The sequence below is a fragment of the Mucilaginibacter pocheonensis genome, assembly GCF_031456535.1.
GTDB classification, from domain to species: domain Bacteria; phylum Bacteroidota; class Bacteroidia; order Sphingobacteriales; family Sphingobacteriaceae; genus Mucilaginibacter; species Mucilaginibacter pocheonensis.
This window is the reverse complement of the sequence record NZ_JAVDUU010000003.1, coordinates 294,372-317,382: the sequence shown is the minus strand read 5'-3', so window position 1 is coordinate 317,382 and position 23,011 is coordinate 294,372. Positions and strand designations below refer to the sequence as shown.

Sequence of the window (23,011 nt, the reverse complement as noted above, 5' to 3'; positions counted from 1 at the left end):
ATTTGTAGTGGTTATAAATTTCAGGCGGATTTCTTAGATGATCAGCCCATTAAGGCTCAATGTCAGCTTACTTCCCGAAGTTACAGATTTACCTTTAAAATCAATGATGATCTTATTTGCTGTATTTTAAATCTCAGGGAACATAAGGTCCGCGCACAATCAGCTGATCACCGGAATCATCTATTTCAAATAAATGGGGAATGCGGCGATACCGGCCATTAATATCCTGGTGGCTATGTACTGCCATTAACAACTTGCCCTGAAATGTTTTGAACAGCATGCCATGGCCGAAATTAGGCGGCGTAATAGGTTCTTTGGCCTGTACCCAGGGCCCGTTTAGCGTACCGCTCGAAGAATAGGCAACACCCTGCGTATAAACGTCATATACCCAGCTTGTCCAGATCATACCCAGGCGCCCGGTTCGGGTACGGAACACATATGGCCCGTCTGTAACTTTATTAGGGCGAACATTCCCGTTTTCATCCTTTTCTCTGCTCCAGGGAGAATCGCTGGCGCGGAATAATACTTTCCCCACTCCCACCGAGCCGCTTAAATCAGGTTTCAGTTCAATTTTCTCGATGGTGCCGTCCCAGTTCTGTAACCATTCGTAACAATATATCATATAAGGTTTCCCGTCTGTGTCCAGCCAAAATGTTCCGTCCAGCGTCGGTTTGTTAGCGGGTAGGTAAGTAGCGTCCTGCATTGGCACATATGGCCCATCGGGCTGATTGCCGACCAAGACATGAGATGCGCGGCGTTCTATCACATTGCCTTTTACGGTATCAATTTTGACGTCGCGATTGGTGAAGGTGGCAAAGTAATAATACTTGCCCTTATATGCATGCAATTCAGCAGCCCAGATCATTGGATGAGGTCCCATCCATGACCGGGGATCGGTTTTGGCAACCTCGAAAGGGCCATCCCACAATTTGAGATCTTTGCTTTTCCAGAGTAAACCGCCGGTACCTGTCATATAGTACATGGCAGTTTTTGCGTCTGCCAGGATACAGGGATCGCTCAACTGAATTGAATCAAGCGGAATACCTTTTCTCAGGGCGTTCGCTCTTTGCTGAGCAAAAGCCGCGACTGGAAAAATCAACAAAAAGTATAAAAAGGAAAAAGACTTTTTCATATCAGTAAAATCTGCCAGCTAATATCGCTTTAGATTGCACACAATCGGTTTATTTTTGTTTTTTTATTTGAATAAGCTTCGTCTACAATGTCGCTCGCAAATTATTTAATGTTATCTCTTATTTTTGATTGATATCCTTAAATTAAAACAAAACCCTTAAAAATGAGAACTGTAACATTCGGTATGAATATTTCCATCGATGGCTATTGCGACCACACTATTTTTAATCCCAGCGAAGATCTTCATGATTATTTCACAGCAATGATGGACGACGTAGACCTGCTTTTTTTCGGCCGTGTCATGTATCAACTCATGTTTCCCTATTGGGCCGATGTCGCAAAAAATCAATCGGGCACGGAAGATCAAAATAGATTTGCCCAAAGGCTTACTTCTATTGATAAAGTTGTTGTTTCACGATCATTAAACAGCGCAGGTGAAAACACGCGGATTGTTCGTGAGAACCCTGCCGAAGAACTCCTGAAACTGAAGCAACAACCAGGAAAAAAAATTTTGATTGACAGTGTAAGCCTGCTTCCTGAATTGATAGCTGCAGGCCTTATCGATGAATTTCGTTTAGTTGTACATCCGGTGATTGTGGGGAGAGGAAGACTGTTACTGAACGTAGGTAGCCTTCAGGAAAATCTTAATTTAAAGTTAGTTGATACCCAAATTTTCAAATCCGGATGTGTGGCGCATCATTACCTTAAACAGTGATTGAAGCGACCCATTGACATTTAAATTTGAACAGACCGCGCATACATATCGTGTATTGCGACCGCATTACGACAGAATTGTCGCGATGCAATATATTACGACAAATATTTACTGATCTGTCGTAATGATATTAAAACTATTTTTCGATTGTGATCACCTAAAGTCAAACCATAAGGTTTCTTTTATCGGCGAATAATTTAACGGTACGTTTTTCTGACTTTGAGGCCCCAGTTTATCTGCCGGTTGAAATTTTGTTCCAATAGCGCTTATGCTATTCAAAAAACCTAATGTCCCTTCAGGGAATGGCGGACTCGTATACTCATTGCTTGAACCCGTCGCTTTCTCAGGCTTTAGCATCTGGAAAAACATTTGCTCATCTTCGCTATAAACTGTGAACGGATGTTGTTTATTTTCAACAGTGACCCAGTAAATATTGGAATGGTAGCCCTTAAATTCGGGATAGTTCCAGCTTTCCCCGGTTACGGTGTTATTGTAGCCCTTGTGCCAAACACCAAATTGCTGGCCTTTGAGCCTATTTTTCCAAACCCGGTACGGACCGCGGCCCTCCCATTTCATTCCGGTTATTTTTTCCTCGGGATAGTTGAACTCAATGCCTGAAAAATCAAACTCGCCTTTTGGGCTATAGCTATAATCTAATTTGGCCGGTTTACCGGGACTCAATGTCCATTTCACATGAAACTGGGGCTCTCCCTCGTATGCCGGCTCAATAATATAATCATCACCCGAAAAATAATGGTTTAGCTTTTTAAGTGTGTACTTTGCGTTTACCAATACAGGTCCGTTTGATATTGATACTTCACTTTTAGCGGTATTCACCTTTTGCAGATAACCCGTTTGAATATCAAAATAGTAACTTAAATCATCAATCTTTACAACCAGGCTCCCGTTCTGTTCAATAGATTCTGTTTTGGATGCTGCCTTATTAGTTGAGCTTTTGAATTTATTTATGGGTAACTTAAGTGGCCAGCTCCAGGTAAAAATCTCTTTATTGAACTGATCAACGGCTGTTACATATAACACATCACTTTTTTGTATGTCCGCCGGTAAATTCAGCTGCAAAAAGCCCCTGGCACCCGGCTCCAGGTTTATATGACCTGCATTTCCTGATGCATTGATCCTGCCTTTCAAGTCGGTCTCATACGGCCGTGCCAACGTTACCAATTTCCAGGTAAAAGCGCATTCACTTAAATTGGTATAGGTATAACGGTTCTCTATTGTTAGCCGCCCATCAAATTTTTCGGGGATATATTTATTTTCAATCACCACCGGCGACCATATTTCTTTGATAGTATAAAAACTTCCTTCTTTTTCACGGTGCGGACCTAATATGCCGTCGGGCGCAGCATTACCCTGTATATCTATTTTTCCGTTTCTATCTGTGCGCGCCACACCCTCGTCATGGAACGACCATAAAAAGCCACCAGCTGTATGTGGATGCTTCATCATCAGGTTCCAGAAATCATCTAATCCCGCTCCGTGCCCCCCATCCTGCAAACCATGCATAAATTCTGTGGGGAAAAACACTTCCTTGCCGTACAGCACTGAATTTTCAACATAATTATAATCTGGATAGTGTTTGGTATCTGTTCCGTTAAATTTTTCCCAGGGATGGATAACCAGTCGTTGCTGCGGATCATATTTCGCATATTCCGTATCCAGATCAGTGTTAAAGCCGCCTTCATTGCCATTATCCCATATTACGATACTGGGATGATTTACATCACGTACCACCAGCTCTTTCACGAGTTTTTTACCAACTTCAGTATCATATTTAGCCTGCCAGCCCGTTAATTCATCCAACACAAAAAGGCCAAGGGAATCACAAACATCCAGAAAATGCTGATCGGGAGGGTAATGAGACATCCTGACGGCATTCATATTCATAGCTTTCATAAGCCTAACATCAAGCAGGCTGATATCCTTGCTTAATGCACGGCCCGATTCGGGCCATTCGCTGTGTCGGCACACGCCCTTAAAAATTACTTTTTTCCCATTCACATAAAAGCCATCGTGCTGTCTTAGTTCTGCAGTACGAAAACCAAATCGTTGTTTTATTCGATGGCTTACCCCTTTATTATCACCAATAGATACCACCAGGTTGTATAAATTTGGAGCCTCGGGGTTCCAGGGTAGGATATTGTTTATCTGCTGTTGCAGGGTTACCTTTTGCTGCCCTGCCTGCACTTTAGCACTAAACGGCAAACCAACCGGCTGCCCGTTAAGTTTTTGTACCTGTGCGGTTATCTTGTTATTGTTATTCGCGTTATTCGCGAATACATCAAGCGTTAATACACCGTTTGCCTTGGCGTTAATGGCAATCCTGTCAATATAAGTATCAGGAACCACCTCCAGGTAAACGGGACGGAAGATACCGCCAAACAGCCAGAAATCAGCTTTACGCTCTGCCTGGTTAACCGACTCATTGGCAGATCTTTTACTTACTGTTACCTCCAGCAGGTTATCGCCGTTATAGTTAAGCAGATTGGTCACATCGTATTTAAACCGATAAAAACCACCTTGATGTATCGGCCCGGCAAGTTGTCCGTTAATTTTAACCTCTGTCTCAGTCATAGAGGCTTCAAAAACTATAAAGACATTTTTGCCTCTTGCCCACGAAGCCGTCTTAAAATGGTATTTGTATTTACCTTGTTCCTCAGGATTTTGTGTGTCTTTATAGTAATTATAAGTACCAAATCCCTGTTGCTCCCAGTTTGACGGAACGGCTATTTTACTCCATGAACCGCTTTTTTGGCCCGTATTGATATAAAAATCCCAGTCGACAGTGTGATCTTTATCCGTCCCCGACAAATATTGATACCGTGTTTCCTGCGCCACGGTTTTTAACACAGTGAAAGGGATTACCAAACAAAGCACCAGCACTGCAGTTAATTGAATCCTGTTATATTTTTTCATCATTATATTTTAAACAGCTGGTTGTTTGCTACCATCATATAGCTTTTAACATGACAAGTCACCTGCAATATTAGCATTACAATCACTTTAATAAAAATTTATTGAAAATACATCAATTGCAGATATTTCTATTGTTATAACCACTTGTAACAAAACAGGATATTATTTATTAAAAAAACTTTATAAAAATTGACGCAACAGCTGCATTAGCCACTATTTTTTAAATACCACCAATGTAAGTTATGCTTCGGCAACGTAAACTAATTACCCCAATAAATTAAACAACAACAAGAGCCGCCTTTGTAAACTCGCGGCTCTTGTTGTTTAATAAACTTTGCTGATTATTAGTGGTTAACCGGCTTGTAAATATGGATATACCCGAAGTAAAAATTAATCCAGTTATCAAACCGGCAAAGACGGGAACGTAAACTGCAATGCTAACACGGTTTTATTTGTATGCTATTGCTGCGCTTGATGGCCCTGCCAACGGAAGCAGTGAGGTTGATTTGAACCCTGCGATATTCGCCCACCTATTAAAATCGGCAAATGTGTAATCAAATCCCGTTCCGGTTTCAATAAGCATATTCAAACTCATCATCATACCAAAAACGTTTTGCTTCCTTTCATCATCTATTATGCCCTCAATAGCTATAAACGCCCCATTGGCGGGCAGAGCATCGTAAGCTTTCCTCATTAATGATATTTTATTTTCTTCATCCCAATCATGCAGGATATTTCCCATTACAACAATATCTGCATTTGGGATTGACATAGTGAAGAAATCGCCGCTTGCAGTTTTTACACGATCTGATAACCCAAATTGCTGTATGGTAGCGCTCGCAATAGGTTCAACTGGTGGCAGGTCAAAACTTGTGCAGTGCATATGGGGATTGTGCTTTGCAACCATAAGTGAAAGCAAGCCGGCCGAACCACCTACATCAATTAGGCTCTTATATTTTGTAAAATCAAATTTTTGAGCAAAGGTCATAAAATTACCCATTTGGATACCGCTCATTGCATTGGTAAATTCCTTTAATTTTTCAGGGTCCTTATATATCAAACCGAAAAAGTCCTCGCTCCTTTTCGCTTCATTTTGCGGAAGGCCGGTAAGCAGCCCCTCGCCCAAATTGCCCCAAAATGCGTATAAACGATTGTTCATCATTTCAAGGATACCGCCAATATATGATGGCTTGTTTTTATCTAAAAATGTATCTGTGTCCAGGGTATTTGAATAAATAGCTGTATCCAAAATACCTTCACGCTTTAAAAAGCCAAAAACGGTTAAAGTATCTAAAAAGTCATAAACATTCCTGTCTGTGCAATTAAGCCTTAAAATATTTTTAACATCTTTGGCTTTCATAGTTTTCTCTTCAGCAAACCTGGTGAATAATTGAAAACTCACTGCCGTCAAAAGAATTTTTGAGGCCCAAAAGCCTGTGCCAATTTTCATAATGTTTTCAGGCGATGCCAGGTTAGTTTGCTGCTCCATTTTTTCTTCTTAGTATGATTCAGTTAGTGAATTGTAAAGATTCCTATTTGCCTATTATCTGCCCAATACGACCGGATGCCAAGATCGAAACGTATTGAACGATCGGTAAAAACTTGTACTGGCTTTAGGATATAAGGTTAAATGACTGGTTGTTTGTAAATTAAATAAATATAAATATTATTCAAAAGAAATCAAATGAGTTCCGGCAGGTTCCTTTTAGAAACTCTCGTATACCAATTTACAACTAAGTCCTTTCAGGCTGGTGAATTGAGAGGCGGCTACGATTTGACAGGAGAACTCAACAAACTATTTTAATAATAAACAGGCGGAGGTCACCAATACTTCTGCGGACATCATTGTTAATAGATCGATAGAAAAGGCGGAAGTTAAATTATGGGATACCACTTTTACGCTCGAGAAGCTTAAATTAGGCATATATGAGCAAATATGTCATTTACAATTTGCAAATTCAGTAGCCGCGGTTTTGTTTTCCATCACCACCGGCTTATGGACAGAATGTTTAATTCCCGGGTATGTAATTAATACCCGGGAATATAGGAGTTATTGCTAAACAAAGCTTATTTATTCTTTAACCTGATCACTTTAAACGAGCGTGGTTCTATGTTCACTTTTAATGTATGGCCATTAACAGTAATAGTACGCTGTACCGGGCTTACCGCATTTGGCTTTTCAAGCGAGTTTTCTGCATTCCCGTTATCACTTTGTAACGTTGTAATCGTGGCCTGCTTTTGATAACCTGCCGAACCGGTAATATTAAAGCTTACATTTTGCGCGCTGGTAGTACTGTTTACAAACTTAATGATCAGCTCATGGGTGTTGTTATCAAGGCAAGCGGTAGCATAACAGCCATCCTGCCCGGCAACCGCGTCATTATTTTGTGTTAGAGGCACAACATCTGTTCCTTTGTTAACGGAGAATAGTTGCTGTACGTAATAGTTTGGCGTTCCGTATGACTTAAGGTTGTCAAACCAGATCAAATCAGGTGTCCACTGCCAGCCCTCAACATGGGCGAACAAAGGGGCGTATGATGCCATGTTAACCACATCGGCATTGCGTTCAAGGCCGGTAATAAAAGCGGCCTCGGCCAAAGCACAATCCCAGTTATTTTTATTGTCCGGACTTCCTGTTGCAACACTTTGGGCGGCATATTCTCCTGCAAATATTTTAGGGCCTTTACGATCGTAATTATCATAACGCCTGGCATTGTCTAAAAACCATTTGGGCGAGCGGTAATAATGCTCATCCAGGATGTCGGCATTTAAACCGCGGAATGTGGTGTTGAGCAGGTCAAACCTTTCGCCGTCAGGATCCGGCCCAACGCTCGATACTATTTTAATACTTGGATATTTATCCTTGATAGCCTTGGTAAAAATTTTCCAGCGTTCAATATATTGTTCGCCCCATTGCTCATTGCCAACCCCCAGCATTTTTAGGTTAAACGGCGCCGGGTGCCCTAAGTCGGTACGTAATTTACCCCACTTTGTACTTGCATCGCCGTTGGCAAACTCAATCAGGTCAAGCGCATCCTGTATATATGGGTCAAGGTCATTTACCGACACCATCTCGGCGGTATTGAACTGACAAGCCATACCGCAATTTAATATTGGCAGCGGCGAAGCGCCAATGTCTTCGGCAGTTAAAAAGTACTCCATGAAACCCAAGCCAAATGTTTGATAATAATCTGGCGTTAGACGGTGTTTAAATTCGGTGTTCCAGCGATTGATAATATTTTCGCGCTTATCAATATCACCTATACTTTTTTTCCATTGATAACGGTTACTCAATTCACGTCCCTCTACAATACAGCCACCCGGAAAGCGTAAAAAGCCGGGCTTCAGGTCCGCCAGTTTTTGCACCAGATCGGCGCGTAAACCACCGGGGCGATTTTTCCAGGTATGCTCCGGAAATAACGAGATCATGTCCATATCAATAATACCTTTGCCACTTAGCCAAACATATAACTGTGCCTTTTGCACAGTGGCAGCAGATTTAAATTTTACGCTGTATCTTTTCCACTCTTTATCGGTTGGCAGCAACTCGGCCTTACCTATAATTGCACCATCAGTACCGCGCAGCTCCACAGATAACTTTACATTGTTGTCAGATTCCTGCTTGGCAAATAAAGAAAAACTGTACTCCTCGCCCTCTTTAACACCCATGCCTCTGAAACCTTCATTTGACAGGCCATAACCATCGTCTGATTTTACATTTACCTTTATGTAATGTGGGTTTTCAGGTCGTTCTGCGCTACGGTTAATTACTTCAATGGCGCCTGTTCCTCCGTCCTTTTTCTGTATTTTCCATGCAGCTAACGGCATGGCAAATTCAAACGAACGGTTCTTTATAAGTTCAGCATATACGCCGCCATCTGCAGCCATGTTAATATCCTCAAAAAATATCCCGTACATGGTAGGCTGAATGTGTGCCTTAACCTGGTTGGCGGCAATCGTGTAAGTTTTGGTATTGCTTGAATTTTGACCATGTGCCGGTATAAGTGCACCGGCTGCACAAATTGTTAAAAAAGCTTTTTTGATCATCTTTAGTTTATTTGGTAGCTAAAGCTAACTAATTCAACCAATATCTGTCAAATTAATTGTTAAAATAACAATTAATTTTTTTCTTGGCGTATATCACCTTGGTTCTCAAATTGGTTATCTCTGACCATTTTCATCCTTTAATAACTTAAATTTCTGATCAAATAAGAGATGTTGTTAGATCATGCTGTACCCACCAGAAATATAAACCAGGCTGATGAATATAATCGGTTGGGAGACACATATGAAGAATATCAAATAAATCGGTGATGGTTTTCGGCAAGGCCTGATATGATAGATGACGGGACTTTTTTGTTGAACAACAACTCCCGGCTAAAAAATACATGCCGTCAAAATTTGAACGGCATGTCACGAAGATTTTTCCGAAAGTTTTTCAAAATCATACTTGTCTTTAACAAAAAATTGAAGATACCGGCCCTTTACCCGCGAAGCTTTAAGTTCTTTATATGCCTTTTCGGGCACATTTTTATACAAATAGGTCTGACCGGAAACATAGGTGACCCTTAACGTACCCGTTTGCGTGTCATAATCCATATTGCTGATCACAGTCGAGGGCATAATTAAGGCGTTTGTCTCCCTTGCGCTTGTTTGCTAAATTTGGCGGGTCGTTTTAGCCTGGTGGCAATGGCGATGCCTTCGTTTGCACCGCCCTCCAATAATTCATTGAAGTTTCCACCGCTTTCCTCAGTTCTTTTGGCTGATTCTTGTAGCCGGGCGGATAATTTAGTTGTACTACGGAATAATGCTATTTTTTATTCTTTATCTCTTTTTCTATTTTACTACGCTGATTACCGGTTGATTTTTTGGCGTCTCTAACTTCGGCTGCACTGCTTCCGGTTTTGCGCGCTTCGTATTTAATTTCATGCGGTTGATTCGATACTGAATTCTTTTCCACTTTTGATCCTCTTGTTGCCATAAGTTTTTGTTTTTAACATATAACAATTGTTCTGGCTCCAGGTTTTAACCGCCTAAAAATTGTAGAGGGGTTGAATATATCACAGTTCAACTCGCGTCTTTGTATTGACCATTAACAGATCAACCGAAAGCGCACCTGCACCTGTGATCATTAGCGATAATAAACAAGCGATATACAACAGGTTTATTTCATAACCCGGTGGGCCAAATAATGGTCCGGCTGGTGTTAAGCCGATGGTTTTAATGGAGCTGAATCCATAATGGATATTTACTGTGAGCATGGCCACCAGCATACTGATGATCAATGGAATGGATACCCAGCGTGTAAAAAGACCGATCAATATTAAAAACCCGCCGATCAGTTCTGTATAAGGGGCCACAATGGACATCAGATGAGGCATCGGTACTCCTGTTTGTATAAGCAGTTTTTCAAAGCCTGCAGTTCCACGGCTTATCTTAGCCCATCCATGTGCCATAAAGCCAAAACCGACGATCAGCCTTAAACACAAAGGTGACCAGTACATATAATTATTTTTCATATAGTTATTTAACAGGTTTGTTGCCCGTTAGTCGCAATACACAGCTAACCCTTACAAAAAGAACGATTTTTTTATAACTCTATTTTTCATGATTGTAATGCCGGCTAACTGGCCTTATCTGCACTCAAAAAAACAGTGTTAGATAACTTTTTCACTATAAATAACTTTTCAAGTGACATTTTTCTCCTTTTGGCGTCGCCTTATTAGGATGCTACCTCGTATCTGTTATATTTGTTAATAAACATTAACTGAAAGCCTCAACTCATGAACAGCATGTATGTACTTTTACCTAAAAACTTGATAAAATTCCTTGCTATTCTCATTATGGCTTTTACAGGTCATTTATCATTTGGCCAATCAAGGTACAACCCTTCTGAATTGTTTCCGGCTCTGCCGCTTTTACCCCCGGGTAACGAATACAGAACAGCCACCGGAGAGCCAGGACCCGCATATTGGCAAAACCAGTCAGATTATGTGATCGATGTGTCACTGGATGATAAGCAAAATCTGATAAAAGGAACCGCTACTATAACTTATACAAACAACAGCCCTGAAGCGCTTTCTTCTTTATGGTTGCAACTGGAGCAAAATGTTTATAGAAAAGATTCGAAAGGAATACTTACGGGATTGTTTCTTTACAAAGATCCTGACAAACAGGTGGCAGACGGTGGATTTGAAATTGAGTCAATAAAGCTTGCCGGTAACAACGCCGCAGATATTACTTATCACACGTATGATACAAGAATGGAGCTGAAGTTGTCAGAACCATTGAAAAGCGGGCAAAAATTAACTTTCAGCATACAGTACCGTTATCATTTTCCGGTAAACTATAAGAATGCCGACTTCCAGGTTAACAGGACAGACTTAATGCCCTCTAAAAATGGTGGTATTTACGCTGTTGCACAATGGTACCCCAGAATGTGTGTGTTAGATGATGTAGAGGGTTGGAATACGCTGCCATATCTTGGAAATGGAGAGTTTTATCTTGACTTTGGCAATTTTAACGTAAACATTACGCTCCCTTCATCCTATATTGTTGAAGCATCCGGTGATTTGCTGAATCCGGAGGAAGTTTTAACTCCCGCTCAACTTAAGCGATGGCAATCGGCAAAAGAAAGTTCAGAACCTGTATTTATAAGGTCGGCAAAAGAGGTTACAAAGGCTTCGTCCAGGCCGGTAGCCCCAATGTGCACCTGGAAGTTTAAGATGGATAATACAAGAGATTTTGCGTGGACGGCTTCAAAATCATTCATATGGGAGGCTTTGAGCTTTAACCTGAACAATGGCAAACGTGTTATGGGTTGCTCATTGTATCCGGTAGAATCGCAAAAGCGCAACAGCTGGATGAGATCTTCGGAATATATTAAGTTTACTTTGCAACATTTTTCCGAAAAATGGTTTACCTATCCTTTTAATAAAGCCGTTAATGTTGCATCCAACCTTGATGGTATGGAATACCCTGGCATGGTATTTTGTTCTGCAAGAGATACCGGAAATATGTATTGGGCTGTGGTAAATCATGAACTTGGCCATACCTGGTTTCCGATGACTGTTGGCAGCAATGAACGTAAATATGCCTGGATGGACGAGGGTTTTAACCTTTTTATCGATAACATAGCAACCAGGGCATTTAATAAGGGTGAGTTTATTGGTTATGCGGAAATTGATGTGCCTGTTACTAATCTTTTTGCCGACACGTTACGTCCTATTCTCAGCCGCCCGGACGCTATGCCTGGCAACCAGGTATATACCGTTGAATATCAAAAAGTAGCTTATCTGTTAACGCTATTACGCAACCATATCCTGGGCCCCGACCGGTTTGACAACGCTTTTAGAAGGTATATCCGCGACTGGGCGTACAAACATCCCACTCCCTGGGATTTTTTTAGGAGCATTAACAGTTCAGCAGGAGAAGACCTGACCTGGTTTTGGAAATCAATGTTTTTGGAAAACTTCAAACTCGATCAAAGCATTGCAAAAGTTGATAACTCTACAAAGAACAGGCCCCTTATAACTATTGAAAATATGGAAAAAGCTGCAATGCCGCTCATTGTTGAAATAACTTATGCCAGTGGTTCAAAGGAACAACGCACTTTTCCTGTTGAGATATGGGAGTATACGCATTCTTACACTTTTGCTGCCAATAAAAAGGACGCCATTTCCAAAGTTGTTATTGACCCCAAACAAGTTTACCCTGATATTAATAAGGTAAATAATGTTTATGAGTTAAAAAAATAACTACCAAATCCATATCAACATAGCAGGGTAATCCAACTCGTTTTACTCATTGCATCTCTAATTTCCCTCGGCTGATTTAAAATGAGGACCAGGAATGCAAACACAATACTGTTAAATCAGTTTATAAGGTATGAGTAACAGATTATTGGCGGGGAAAACAATCGTCATCACCGGAGCCTCAAGCGGCGCTGGTCGTGCCGCAGCATTAGAGTTTGCGCGACACAATGTCGCATTGGTTTTGGCAGCAAGAAATGAGACCGCGTTGGAAGAGCTGGCAGCTGAATGTGGTATTATAGGTTCAGATGTTTTAGTTGTGGCTGCAGACGTGACAGATGCAAAAGCTATGATCAATCTGGCTAATGCAGCAAATGATTGGCGGGGGCAAATTGATGTCTGGATCAATAATGCGGGAGTGCTTGCCGCGGGAGATTTTGACAAAACCCCAATAGAAGTGCATACCCAGGTGATTGAAACCAATTTACTTGGTTATATTAATGGCGCCCATGCAGTTATGCCCATTTTTAAAAAACAACGGAAAGGCATTCTTATAAACAATATATCTATTGGTGGTTATCTCCCTGTGCCGTATGGAACCGGTTATACAGCCAGTAAATTTGGATTACGCGGATTTTCTGAAGCGCTAAAAGCAGAGTTAACCGGTTGGCCGGATATTTATATCTGTGACCTTTTCCCGGCATTTTTGGATACGCCGGGAATACTCCACGCCGCAAATTATACAGAAAAGGAATTAAAGCCTGCACCACCGGTTTATGACCCCAGGCGTCTGGCACTGGCAATGGTACAGGTTGCGTTAAACCCCAAATCAAATACTTATGTAGGCAGCACTTCTATTTTATTAAAACTGGCACATGCCGTATTTCCCGAAATAACCACCAAACTAACCGGTTCCGTGATCCGCTACTATTTAAAAACCGCCAATCCCATAGCTTCAACCAACGGTAACCTTTTTAATACCGTTCCGTACGGAATGAGCACAAACGGCGGATTTGGGTTGCCGGGTAAACCCAAAGCTCATCGCAAATATATTGCAGCCGGGTTGTTACTGAGTTTTGCAGCAGGGCTTTACCTTACCAGTTTCAAAAAATAATTATTCAGGAGGCCACAGAAACTTTTAACGATGACAGTTCTATCAAGGCAGTCATACTCTCCAGGTTTTCCAGATCTTTTACTGTGTTGATCAGCCGCGTTTGCAAATCGGGATCGATAACGCCTGATGAAAGACGGAGGAATTTTTGTATAGTATGCTCCCAACTAAACGGCCGGGTAAAAAAGCCATAATAATCCTCTTGGCAACCCCTCCAATCAATGGCACTCTACAAGGCCCGCCCTCGCCTATCGTTTGCAGTTGTTTTATAAGTTTATGAATTGCCGGTTTTGCGCTCGCGTATATCATCGAGCAATAGAATCTAACAAATGCTTTTTCAGCTGATCAACATTTTCTTTACCAATGTCTTCATAGGTAGCATTTAAAGCAAACCTGGCAATTTGTCTGTTTTGCAAATCCTTTTCCATAATAATCCGTTTTTAGCTGATTTCAACCTTTTGCAAATCCATGCGCGGCGGCCCTGTAAGTACTTGTCCATTTATATTAAACCGGCCACCGTGGCAAGGGCAGTCCCAGCTTTTTTCGGCTGCATTAAAATTGACGATACATTTTGTGTGGGTACAAACCGGGTTTAGGGCGTGTACCTTCCCCGCTGCATCTTTATAGATGGCCAGCTTTTGATCATGATATTCAACAATTTTGCCGCTATCTGCAGGTATTTCATTTAGTGAAGCAATGTCCTGGGCAAAAATCCTATCAGCTACAAAATGATAAGCAACATCAGCGTTTTCCTTGATGAAATCCACAAAACCCGCAATCGGCTTTACCCGGGACGGACTAAAAAGACCGGCATAAACAGTATCCTTGCCAATTATAATATCAGTTAATGTTTTAGCAGCGAGCGTTCCAAACATCATTCCATTCCCATTATACCCTGTGGCCATATAAATTCGGCTATCCCCACCGGGTAACTGACCTATATACGGCAATCCATCTGCCGGTATATAATACTGTGATGACCATTTGTATGGCACCGACGCGATGTTATAATATTTAGCTACATACGCTTCTAAATTCCTGAATGCTGCTTCAGGATCATCGTGACCCGTTTTATGATCTTCGCCCCCAACCAATAAATAATCATTGCCGTTTATTCTGTGTGTTCTGAAATAATGATATGGCTCTTTCATATCATAGGCAAGACTTTCAGGATAGTTCTCATCTTCGAGCCGTATCCCAAGTACATAACTACGATATGGCGCACATTTAAAATCGAGTAAATTAACGCCGGGTGGAATATGTGTTGCATAAATTATATTCCTGGCCTTGATCTGGATTTGATCGCCCTTGGCTGTATGAACATCATTCTCAAACGTAGTTTCACGAATGAAGGTTTGTTCCAATAGAATGCCTCCTGCCTTAACAAATTCTTTTGCAAGCGAGTTAATGTATTTAAGCGGATGAAACTGACCCTGGTTTTTAAACACAATAGCTTTTTGAAACGGAATAACCACACCATTTTTAACTGTAGACACCACGTCGACACCAGCCTTCTTTGATGATTCCAGAATTTCGTCCAGTTGTTTGCTTTCATCATCATTTTCAGAAAACAGATAGGCATCCTTATATTCCAGGTCGCAGTCAATATTATATTCCTTTACAAAACCGGCGATGATATCAAAAGCTTCCTTACCGCCTCTTGCAACTAATTTAGCTTCATCTTCACCAAAATCCTTTTCAATTTCGGGGTATGTGGCATCAAAAAAAGTATTTAAATGCGCGCTTGTGCCACCAGTGGTTCCATTCCCAACGTGGCGGGCTTCAGCAACAACAACGGTCTTCCCTTGCTTTTGAAGCATTAAGGCAGCTGTGACGCCGGTAATACCCGCTCCAATAACCAACACGTCATAAATTGATGCAGCAGATGGTTGCCCGCCCTTTACATCGGCTAAGGCGTCTTCCTGCCATAAACTTTTTGTCAAACTGTCCCTGCCAGCGTTCGTAGTTGTTTGTAATGAAATATCACTCATGCTATCACTAATTAATAACTTCTAAAAAATTAACTTAAATTTTAATTAAACAACATAATTCACAAGCAAAAGTTCGAAATACTTTCAAGTTATAAATGGCCTCGTAATGACAAGGTCCACCCTTAATAAAAAATGATCAATTAATATAAATGTCATTTAGATTAATTATTTTTCATAAAACTATAATTTATTCTCAATGTTATTCCTAAACATCAATCCATAAATTATGAAAGCAGCAGTATTTCACAAACCAGGCGATATCAGTTATGATACTGTAGCCGATCCCCGTATTGAAGATCCGCGGGATGTTATTTTAAAGGTTACCTCCACAGCTATTTGCGGCTCTGATCTGCACATTTTAAGCGGCGCGGTACCTCAACCTACGGATATGATTATGGGTCATGAATTTATGGGTATTGTGGAAGAGGTTGGCGCTGAGGTAAGGAACTTAAAACCCGGCGATCGTGTAGTAGTACCGTTTCCAATAGCCTGCGGGCATTGTTTTTTTTGTCAGCACGAGGCATCTCCTCACTGTGAAAATTCCAATTATAAAAAATACGGCCCCGAAGGGGGAATAATGGATCAAAAAGGTGGTGCACTGTATGGTTATACTGATCTGTATGGTGGTTATTCCGGCGGACAAGCAGAATATGTGAGGGTACCTTACGCGGATATAAGCCCGCGTATTGTACCTGATGTAATGACCGATGAACAGGTGCTGTTCTTAACTGACATCTTCCCTACGGGATGGTCGGCTATTGATTGGGCACAGTTAAAGGGTGGCGAAGTTGTTGCTATTTTCGGATCGGGCCCCGTTGGATTGATGGCGCAAAAAGCTGCGTGGATCAACGGAGCGAGCCGCGTTATAGCTATCGACCCGTTAAATTATCGTTTGCAAAAGGCCCGGATGGTTAATAAGGTTGATACGCTTAATCCGCACGAAGTTGATGTAATCAACACCATACGCGAAATGACCAACGGCCGCGGGGCCGACGTGTGCGTTGATGCTGTAGGCTTTGAGCCCGAGCGTAACTTTATGGATAAAGTAAAAGCAACCTTTAATTTTGAAAAGGGCAGTATTAAAGTTTTGGAAATGGCTTTTTCAGCTGTGCGAAGAGGTGGTACCGTCAGCATTGTGGGAGTATATGGTTCACCTTATGATAATTTTCCGTTGTATCAAATATTTGATAAAGGACTAACCATAAAACAAGGGCAGGCACCGGTTATCAATTACATTGACCACCTGATAAATCTGGTTAAGGAAGAAAGGGTGGTGTTGGACGACATCATAAGCCATGTTCTGCCTTTAAGCGAAGTATCGCATGGTTATGAAATATTCCAGAAGAAAGAGGACGATTGCGTTAAAATTGTATTGAAGCCATAATCCGCTTACCGGATAAACCAATTTAAAACATCAAAATTTATTAATTATGCTAAACAATCAAAAAACCGCCCTGATCACCGGCGCTACCAGTGGTATAGGCCTGGAACTGGCGAAGTTATTTGCCCAGGATAATTATAATCTTGTTATTGTTGCAAGAAATCAAAATGATTTAAATGATACAGCTAATGAGTTAAAAATAAAAAATGGAAGCATAACGATAACTCCCATATCAAAAGACCTTTTTAACCCTGGCGACGCTTTTGCTCTTTGCGATGAAATAAAGGCAAAAGGAATAATTATTGACGTATTAGTAAACGACGCAGGACAAGGTGTTTACGGTGAATTTAAAGATACCGATATTGAACGGGAATTAGGCATTATAAACCTTAACATATCCTCATTGGTTATTTTAACCAAACACTTTGTAAAAGAAATGGCAGGCCGCGGAGAAGGCAAAATTTTAAACCTCGCATCTATTGCCAGTAAACTGCCGGGCCCATGGCAATCGGTATATCATGGAACAAAAGCTTTTGTGCTCTCATTCAGCGAAGCTATCCGTGAGGAGTTAAAAGATTCAGGAGTTACCGTTACAGCATTACTGCCAGGGCCAACAGATACTGACTTTTTTAATAAAGCAGGTATGCAGAACAGCAAAATATTACAGGATAAAGAAGCCCTCAGCAACCCGGCCGAGGTGGCAAAAGATGGCTACGACGCATTAATGGCCGGAGATGATAAAATAATATCGGGCTTTAAAAATAAAGTACAGGTAAACATAAGTAATGTAACTCCTGATAGCAGTGTTGCTCATATGCTTTATGAACAGCAAAAACCGGTAGAGCAGGAATTACGGAATAATGACGAAGATAAATAACAGGTAATCATCAACTTGAACACTTTATTTATCGCGACAAGTTCTTAATGATCAATACCGTTCTGCAGCGGTTTATCAATGTTTCACTTTATAAAATTTAGCAGCGAACAGAAAAATAACCACGTAACATATAATAGGCAGATAATAGGCTTTCGCAACGTCATGATTAGCAATTAGTCCCATAATAAGCGGAAAAAATGCACCGCCAACAACCCCCATTGATATGAATGAAGATGCCTGTTGAGTATGGCCGCCCAAATTCTTTAACCCCAGGCTAAAAATGGTGGGGAACATGATGCTGAAGAAAAAGTTGACCATCATTAGGGCAATATAGGAAGGCCATCCTAAGCCCTGTGCTACTATAATGCACATGATAATATTGCCCAGGGCAAATGCGGCCAGCAACTTATTTGGTGCAATGAACCGCATCAGAAAAGTACCCACAAAACGCCCTAACGCCATCATGGCCATGAATATGCTCATGTAACTTACGGCTGTAGCATTACTTAAACCCATTACATCATGCCCGTAATTGATAAAAAAGGCCCAGGTACCGCCCTGTGCGGCCACGTTAAAAAACTGAGCCGCAACAGCCCAAACAAAATGCTTGTGTTGAATTAATTTTTTTGCCGGAGCAAGGTCCACATTAACAGCATCCGGATCAACAGTGGCTGGTTTAACATGCGGATCTGTGAGCGCTGGTATCTTTAAGAACACAAAGGCCAATGCGATGAACAGGATGACACAACCAATGCCTATATAAAGTGATTTAACCGATGTAAGGTCTGTGGAATTTTCAGCACCGACACGAAAAAGAAAATACGAACCAATTGCCGGACCAATAATGGTGCCCACAGCATTAAACGTTTGTGAAAAATTGAGGCGCTGATCACTGGTACGCTGATCGCCCAGGGCTGCCGCAAACGGGTGGGCTACGGTTTCGAGCGTGGCCATACCGCAACCCATCACAAATAAAGCTATACGGAAAAAGTTAAATGAGGCGGCGTTTGAGGCGGGAACAAACAAAAATACGCCTGCGGCAAATAGCAGAAGTCCTAACAGCACCCCTGGCTTATAGCCAAACTTTTTAAGGAAATAACCCGCCGGTATGCTCATGATAAAATAAGCTCCGAACACGGAAAACTGAATAAGACCAGATTTTGATTTGGATAGATTTAATACGGTTTGAAAATGCTTATTAAGTACATCGCTCATTGACAGCAGCAGCCCCCACATCAGGAAAAGGGAAGTAACAAAAATTAAGGGAATAATAAATTTCTTCTCAGTAAAGGCTGCTTTGGTCGTCATGTTTTTTTTTATAATTGGTTATGGTACAAATAAAGTAATCTAAAACGTTTTAAGTAAAATTATAAAAAAATATTTACTCCAACGTTGGAGTAGCGCAGGTGTGAAAATAAAATTTATTTGGCTTTTAAAGAGTTACGGACATGAAGGATTGCAGGTACAACTATCTGCTTTTTTATCCGGCTACTTGTTTGATCATCTATCTGTTCAAGAAGCAGATTTACCAACTGCTCAGACATCTGTGCAACAGGTTGTGCCACCGCGGTGATGCTTGGGGTAAATAATTTAAAAACGGCATGGTCATCAAAAGAAACTACACCCATATCCTGAGGAATTGCTATACCCAGTTCGTTAAGCACTTCCAGACCTTTCAATGTAAGATAACTCGTTCCAAAAAACAATGCGTCAAGCTGGGGATTTGATTTTACCAGTTCCATTATTTCATTAAAAGCATCCTGTTCTACTTTTGAATACAATATCTTTTTAACATGCGACTGGGCTTTCAGCCCATAATCATTCAACGCTTTCAAGTAACCCGATAAACGATCAGCCATTTGTGTTTGGCTGGAGTCGAGTGTTATAAATGCAATATTTTTATAATGCCGATCAATAAGTAATTCGACTACTTTGTAAGCGCTCTCAAAATTATCAATAACTACCTGATCAGTACTGATGGTTTCATAAAAACGGTCAAACAGTACTAAAGGGACGTTTTCGCTTAATAAACTCTTAATATCCTTCTCCAGGTTTTCAGATGGCGCTATAATGAATCCGTCAACATGCCTGTCTTTAAAGAGATTAATAAGTTCCCTGGTTTTCCCTGGTTCATTTTTAGTACTGCCATAAATTATCTTATAACCCCGTAAGTTGGCCTGTTCTTCAACAAAAGCTGCAACCGACGAAAAAAAAGGATCGGCAATGTTTTCAATAAGCAGACATATGATCTTGGTTTTACCTGTCCGGAGGCTTTTGGCCAATAAATTAGGTTTATATCCAACTTCCTCAGCATGTTTTAAAACCTTTTCGGCAAGTGCATCCCTCAATCCAACTTCTTTTGCTTTACCATTCAAAATCAATGAAACAGTGGTGATAGAAATATTGAGCTGCGCTGCGATATCTTTGATCGAAACCTTTTTTTTCATTTGATTAAATTATGCAAATAAGTAGTTTAAGTACAGTTAAAATACAGTAACACCGCCCAGGACTTGCTTTAACGCCCGGCTTAAATATTAATTTAAACCGGTTTCGTAATAAAGCCCTATCAGGTTGGCTGTATCATGCGATATAGTCAATACAGAGTATATTCAAATGTATTGCAGTAAACTAAGTTTATCAAACATTCGCTGGTTTATTTGCTACATCGTTGAAGCCGGGGATCTAAGGGTGCCGCTGTTTAATTATCAATTGGCCATTTTATTTACAAAGCTTAGTGTAAGATTGCTTACAGCGGCAAAAAAAACGCCCATCAGTTAAGATGAGCGCAATAATTCCCTTTTGATCAGGATAATTTAACTTATGTCCTATCAGGTGAAAATTCTTTAATGTCTATAGTAGTTGGTTCCCCGTTAACAATTTCACTTACGAGTAAGCCCGTTGCCGCACCTAAACTTAGGCCCATCATGCCATGCCCTGTGGCTACAATAAGATTGCCATACTGTTTAGTGCGCCCTATATAAGGCAAACCATCGGCAGATGAAGGCCTGAAACCAAACCAGATATCTTTTTGTTCGGGAATAGCGGGCTTTAATGCGGGAAAGTATTTAGGCACAGATTCAACAATTCCTTTTACGCGGTTCATGTTAATACGGTCATTGATCTTGTCAAGTTCCATAGTGCCGCCGTAGCGTAAGCCGCCGTTCATTGGGGTAATTGCAACCCTGGCTTCGGCCAGCAATGCCGGGATGTGCATGGTTCCGCTATCATCCTTTACGTTAAAAGAGTAGCCTTTACCCGGCATAAGCAGGATCTTTATGCCCAAAAGCCTGCCAATGGCCGGCGACCATGAGCCGCCCGCTATGATATACTCATCAGCTTTAAACTCCTCATTAAAGGACAATACCCTGCTTACTTTACCCGCTGCGGTTTCAATTTTGGTAACTTCTGTATTGGTAATTAATTTTACACCGGCAGCTTTCAGGTATTTTATTAAAGCAGCCATTAATTTATTGGGCGACAGATGTGCATCACAACGATAGTGTACCGCGCCTAATACATCCAGCTCAAGTTTTGGTTGCAGTTTCTTACACTCGACGGCGTTAAGCACTGCCATATCCAAACCAAGCTCCCTGCCCTTTTCAGCCATGTGTATTTCTTCTTCGCCGGCCTTTTCGGTTTTATAAAACATCAGGATACCCTTTTCCACCAGATCAAAGTCAAGGCCGGGTTCTTTGCTTAAGTCCTCATAAAGCTTTTTACTAAGCATAGAAAGTTCCGTTAGGGGCACTGCCGATTTTTCGACGTGCGCGGCGTTTGCTTTCTTTAAAAACTTAAGTCCCCAGGTTATTAGTTCGGGGTTTAAAGATGGTTTTACATAAAAAGGGCTTTTGCTGTTAAACATCCACCTGATGCCCTGTGTTACCATTCCCGGCGTTGCCAGCGGTACAAAATGACTTGGCACTATCATACCGGCGTTTCCATATGAGCAACTGTCTGTCATATCGCCTTTATCAAGTACAGTAACCTGATGCCCCGCTTTTTGTAAATAATATGCAGAACTAAGCCCTACTATCCCACCTCCTATTATGAGCACATTTGCCATTCTTGTAGCGTTTAGCTTAAGATAGAAATCCGAAATCTTTTTATTTATAAAATTATAATGCGACTTCGCTTAATTTTCCCCAGCTGCCTACAGGCAATTCAGGTCTTGTAGCAAGCGCATCGTTTATGATCTTTTGAACTTTTTCACGCTCGGCACCAATTAGCGGCAAACGCGGAGCACGTACATTTTCGGTCCCAATGCCGGTGGCAACTTCGGCTAGTTTAATATATTGTACCAGTTTGGGATGGATATCCAGTTCAAGCACCGGTAAAAACCAACGGTAAATAGCCAAAGCTTCATCATATCTTTTTGCTTTTACCAGGCGATAAATAGCCACAGTTTCTTTAGGGAATGCGTCAACCAAACCGGCTACCCAACCATGCGCTCCCATAACAAGGCTTTCCATGGCCAGCGGATCAACACCAGTTAATATCTTAAACCTTTCGCCAAAACGATTGAACATACGGGTAACATTTGATACGTCGCGGGTTGACTCTTTAACCGCCTGTATATTGTCATAAGAGGCAAGTTGTTCAAACATATCTAATGTAACCTCTACTTTATAATCAACAGGGTTGTTATAGATCATGATCGGCAGTTCGGTACTCGTAGCGATAGTAGTGAAATAGGTAATGGTTTCACGGGCTTCGCTATTGTAACGCATTGGGGGCAACAGCATCAAACCATCGGCACCTTTATCAAATGCTTTTTGGGCACAGTTAACAGCAGCTTTTGTAGTTTGTTCGGCTATGTTCAATATAACGGGAACTTTTCCTTTAACAAATTCCACCGTGTGAGCAAGCAGCGCGAATTTTTCGTCGTCGCTTAAAACACTCGCTTCGCCCAGGGAGCCGCCTAATATAAATCCGTCAACGCCGGCTTCAAGCTGGGCATTTAAGTTTATATCAAAGGCTTCAAAGTCAAGTTCATCGTTATTTGTAAATTTAGTGGTTACCGCTGGCAGTACACCTTTCCAATCAAAAGTTATCATTCTATAATATTTTTCACAAAACTAAAATAGTCCTAAGTAAATTTAAACCAATAATTTAGCAGACAT

The 23,011-nt window shown here is 41.2% G+C and carries 18 protein-coding genes; 5 read left to right on the top strand and 13 right to left on the bottom strand.

Features of this window, described 5'->3' with window-relative positions; genetic code table 11:
* Positions 1-133 precede the first annotated feature (133 nt).
* Entirely contained in the window at positions 134-1,132 is a 999-nt protein-coding gene (locus tag J2W55_RS14750; protein WP_310096951.1) for a glycoside hydrolase family 43 protein, read from the bottom strand.
* Between the two features lie 162 nt (positions 1,133-1,294).
* On the opposite strand from J2W55_RS14750, the gene J2W55_RS14745 reads away from it, so the two are divergent.
* On the top strand, positions 1,295-1,846 hold the full coding sequence (locus J2W55_RS14745; RefSeq protein ID WP_310096948.1) for a dihydrofolate reductase family protein: 552 nt from the start codon (positions 1,295-1,297) through the stop codon (positions 1,844-1,846).
* 153 nt (positions 1,847-1,999) lie between these two features.
* On the opposite strand, the gene J2W55_RS14740 is transcribed toward J2W55_RS14745, so the two are convergent.
* The 6 genes from J2W55_RS14740 to J2W55_RS14715 form a co-directional block, all read right to left on the bottom strand.
* On the bottom strand, positions 2,000-4,783 hold the full coding sequence (locus tag J2W55_RS14740; RefSeq protein ID WP_310096944.1) for a glycoside hydrolase family 2 TIM barrel-domain containing protein: 2,784 nt from the start codon (positions 4,781-4,783) through the stop codon (positions 2,000-2,002).
* A 445-nt stretch (positions 4,784-5,228) separates the two neighbouring features.
* Positions 5,229-6,269 carry a methyltransferase gene (locus J2W55_RS14735; RefSeq protein WP_310096940.1) on the bottom strand — a complete coding sequence of 347 codons (1,041 nt, stop codon included), beginning with the start codon at positions 6,267-6,269 and terminating at the stop codon, positions 5,229-5,231.
* A 578-nt stretch (positions 6,270-6,847) separates the two neighbouring features.
* Entirely contained in the window at positions 6,848-8,827 is a 1,980-nt protein-coding gene (locus J2W55_RS14730; protein WP_310096937.1) for an alpha-L-arabinofuranosidase family protein, read from the bottom strand.
* A gap of 366 nt (positions 8,828-9,193) precedes the next feature.
* Positions 9,194-9,403, bottom strand: a complete 210-nt coding sequence (locus tag J2W55_RS14725) for a KTSC domain-containing protein (RefSeq protein ID WP_310096934.1) — start codon at positions 9,401-9,403, stop codon at positions 9,194-9,196.
* 187 nt (positions 9,404-9,590) lie between these two features.
* Positions 9,591-9,761, bottom strand: a complete 171-nt coding sequence (locus tag J2W55_RS14720) for a DUF3606 domain-containing protein (RefSeq protein ID WP_310096931.1) — start codon at positions 9,759-9,761, stop codon at positions 9,591-9,593.
* 79 nt (positions 9,762-9,840) lie between these two features.
* Positions 9,841-10,299: a DoxX family protein gene (locus J2W55_RS14715; RefSeq protein WP_310096928.1), complete on the bottom strand. Its 459-nt coding sequence runs from the start codon at positions 10,297-10,299 to the stop codon at positions 9,841-9,843.
* 297 nt (positions 10,300-10,596) lie between these two features.
* Between J2W55_RS14715 and J2W55_RS14710 the strand changes: the two genes are divergently transcribed.
* Both J2W55_RS14710 and J2W55_RS14705 read left to right on the top strand, forming a co-directional pair.
* Entirely contained in the window at positions 10,597-12,537 is a 1,941-nt protein-coding gene (locus J2W55_RS14710; RefSeq protein ID WP_310096925.1) for a M1 family metallopeptidase, read from the top strand.
* A gap of 130 nt (positions 12,538-12,667) precedes the next feature.
* Entirely contained in the window at positions 12,668-13,645 is a 978-nt protein-coding gene (locus tag J2W55_RS14705) for an SDR family oxidoreductase (RefSeq protein ID WP_310096922.1), read from the top strand.
* 302 nt (positions 13,646-13,947) lie between these two features.
* On the opposite strand, the gene J2W55_RS14700 is transcribed toward J2W55_RS14705, so the two are convergent.
* Complete coding sequence (locus J2W55_RS14700) at positions 13,948-14,070, bottom strand: hypothetical protein (protein ID WP_310096920.1); 123 nt, start codon at positions 14,068-14,070, stop codon at positions 13,948-13,950.
* A 12-nt stretch (positions 14,071-14,082) separates the two neighbouring features.
* Positions 14,083-15,633, bottom strand: a complete 1,551-nt coding sequence (locus tag J2W55_RS14695; RefSeq protein WP_310096917.1) for an FAD-dependent oxidoreductase — start codon at positions 15,631-15,633, stop codon at positions 14,083-14,085.
* Between the two features lie 226 nt (positions 15,634-15,859).
* Between J2W55_RS14695 and J2W55_RS14690 the strand changes: the two genes are divergently transcribed.
* Together J2W55_RS14690 and J2W55_RS14685 are read left to right on the top strand one after the other, a co-directional pair.
* Positions 15,860-17,017 (top strand): zinc-dependent alcohol dehydrogenase, encoded by a 1,158-nt coding sequence (locus tag J2W55_RS14690; protein ID WP_310096914.1) that lies wholly within the window; start codon positions 15,860-15,862, stop codon positions 17,015-17,017.
* Between the two features lie 46 nt (positions 17,018-17,063).
* Positions 17,064-17,891, top strand: coding sequence for an SDR family NAD(P)-dependent oxidoreductase (locus J2W55_RS14685; RefSeq protein ID WP_310096912.1), 828 nt, complete (start codon positions 17,064-17,066; stop codon positions 17,889-17,891).
* Positions 17,892-17,966: 75 nt separating this feature from the next.
* Here the strand turns inward: J2W55_RS14685 and J2W55_RS14680 are convergent, their stop codons facing one another.
* From J2W55_RS14680 to J2W55_RS14665, 4 genes are all read right to left on the bottom strand, one after another.
* Positions 17,967-19,199 (bottom strand): sugar MFS transporter, encoded by a 1,233-nt coding sequence (locus tag J2W55_RS14680; RefSeq protein WP_310096910.1) that lies wholly within the window; start codon positions 19,197-19,199, stop codon positions 17,967-17,969.
* Between the two features lie 113 nt (positions 19,200-19,312).
* Complete coding sequence (locus tag J2W55_RS14675) at positions 19,313-20,338, bottom strand: LacI family DNA-binding transcriptional regulator (protein WP_310096908.1); 1,026 nt, start codon at positions 20,336-20,338, stop codon at positions 19,313-19,315.
* Positions 20,339-20,709: 371 nt separating this feature from the next.
* Positions 20,710-21,954, bottom strand: a complete 1,245-nt coding sequence (locus tag J2W55_RS14670; protein WP_310096906.1) for an NAD(P)/FAD-dependent oxidoreductase — start codon at positions 21,952-21,954, stop codon at positions 20,710-20,712.
* A gap of 52 nt (positions 21,955-22,006) precedes the next feature.
* Complete coding sequence (locus J2W55_RS14665; protein WP_310096903.1) at positions 22,007-22,945, bottom strand: dihydrodipicolinate synthase family protein; 939 nt, start codon at positions 22,943-22,945, stop codon at positions 22,007-22,009.
* Positions 22,946-23,011: the final 66 nt, after the last annotated feature.

Excerpts from the sequence above, each read along its gene's own strand:
- J2W55_RS14750 (WP_310096951.1), bottom strand. The coding sequence starts at position 1,132 with ATGAAAAAGTCTTTTTCCTTTTTATACTTTTTGTTGATTTTTCCAGTC.
- J2W55_RS14745 (WP_310096948.1), top strand. The coding sequence starts at position 1,295 with ATGAGAACTGTAACATTCGGTATGAATATTTCCATCGATGGCTATTGC.
- J2W55_RS14740 (WP_310096944.1), bottom strand. The coding sequence starts at position 4,783 with ATGATGAAAAAATATAACAGGATTCAATTAACTGCAGTGCTGGTGCTT.
- J2W55_RS14735 (WP_310096940.1), bottom strand. The coding sequence starts at position 6,269 with ATGGAGCAGCAAACTAACCTGGCATCGCCTGAAAACATTATGAAAATT.
- J2W55_RS14730 (WP_310096937.1), bottom strand. The coding sequence starts at position 8,827 with ATGATCAAAAAAGCTTTTTTAACAATTTGTGCAGCCGGTGCACTTATA.
- J2W55_RS14725 (WP_310096934.1), bottom strand. The coding sequence starts at position 9,403 with ATGCCCTCGACTGTGATCAGCAATATGGATTATGACACGCAAACGGGT.
- J2W55_RS14720 (WP_310096931.1), bottom strand. The coding sequence starts at position 9,761 with ATGGCAACAAGAGGATCAAAAGTGGAAAAGAATTCAGTATCGAATCAA.
- J2W55_RS14715 (WP_310096928.1), bottom strand. The coding sequence starts at position 10,299 with ATGAAAAATAATTATATGTACTGGTCACCTTTGTGTTTAAGGCTGATC.
- J2W55_RS14705 (WP_310096922.1), top strand. The coding sequence starts at position 12,668 with ATGAGTAACAGATTATTGGCGGGGAAAACAATCGTCATCACCGGAGCC.
- J2W55_RS14700 (WP_310096920.1), bottom strand. The coding sequence starts at position 14,070 with ATGGAAAAGGATTTGCAAAACAGACAAATTGCCAGGTTTGCTTTAAAT.
- J2W55_RS14695 (WP_310096917.1), bottom strand. The coding sequence starts at position 15,633 with ATGAGTGATATTTCATTACAAACAACTACGAACGCTGGCAGGGACAGT.
- J2W55_RS14690 (WP_310096914.1), top strand. The coding sequence starts at position 15,860 with ATGAAAGCAGCAGTATTTCACAAACCAGGCGATATCAGTTATGATACT.
- J2W55_RS14685 (WP_310096912.1), top strand. The coding sequence starts at position 17,064 with ATGCTAAACAATCAAAAAACCGCCCTGATCACCGGCGCTACCAGTGGT.
- J2W55_RS14680 (WP_310096910.1), bottom strand. The coding sequence starts at position 19,199 with ATGACGACCAAAGCAGCCTTTACTGAGAAGAAATTTATTATTCCCTTA.
- J2W55_RS14675 (WP_310096908.1), bottom strand. The coding sequence starts at position 20,338 with ATGAAAAAAAAGGTTTCGATCAAAGATATCGCAGCGCAGCTCAATATT.
- J2W55_RS14670 (WP_310096906.1), bottom strand. The coding sequence starts at position 21,954 with ATGGCAAATGTGCTCATAATAGGAGGTGGGATAGTAGGGCTTAGTTCT.
- J2W55_RS14665 (WP_310096903.1), bottom strand. The coding sequence starts at position 22,945 with ATGATAACTTTTGATTGGAAAGGTGTACTGCCAGCGGTAACCACTAAA.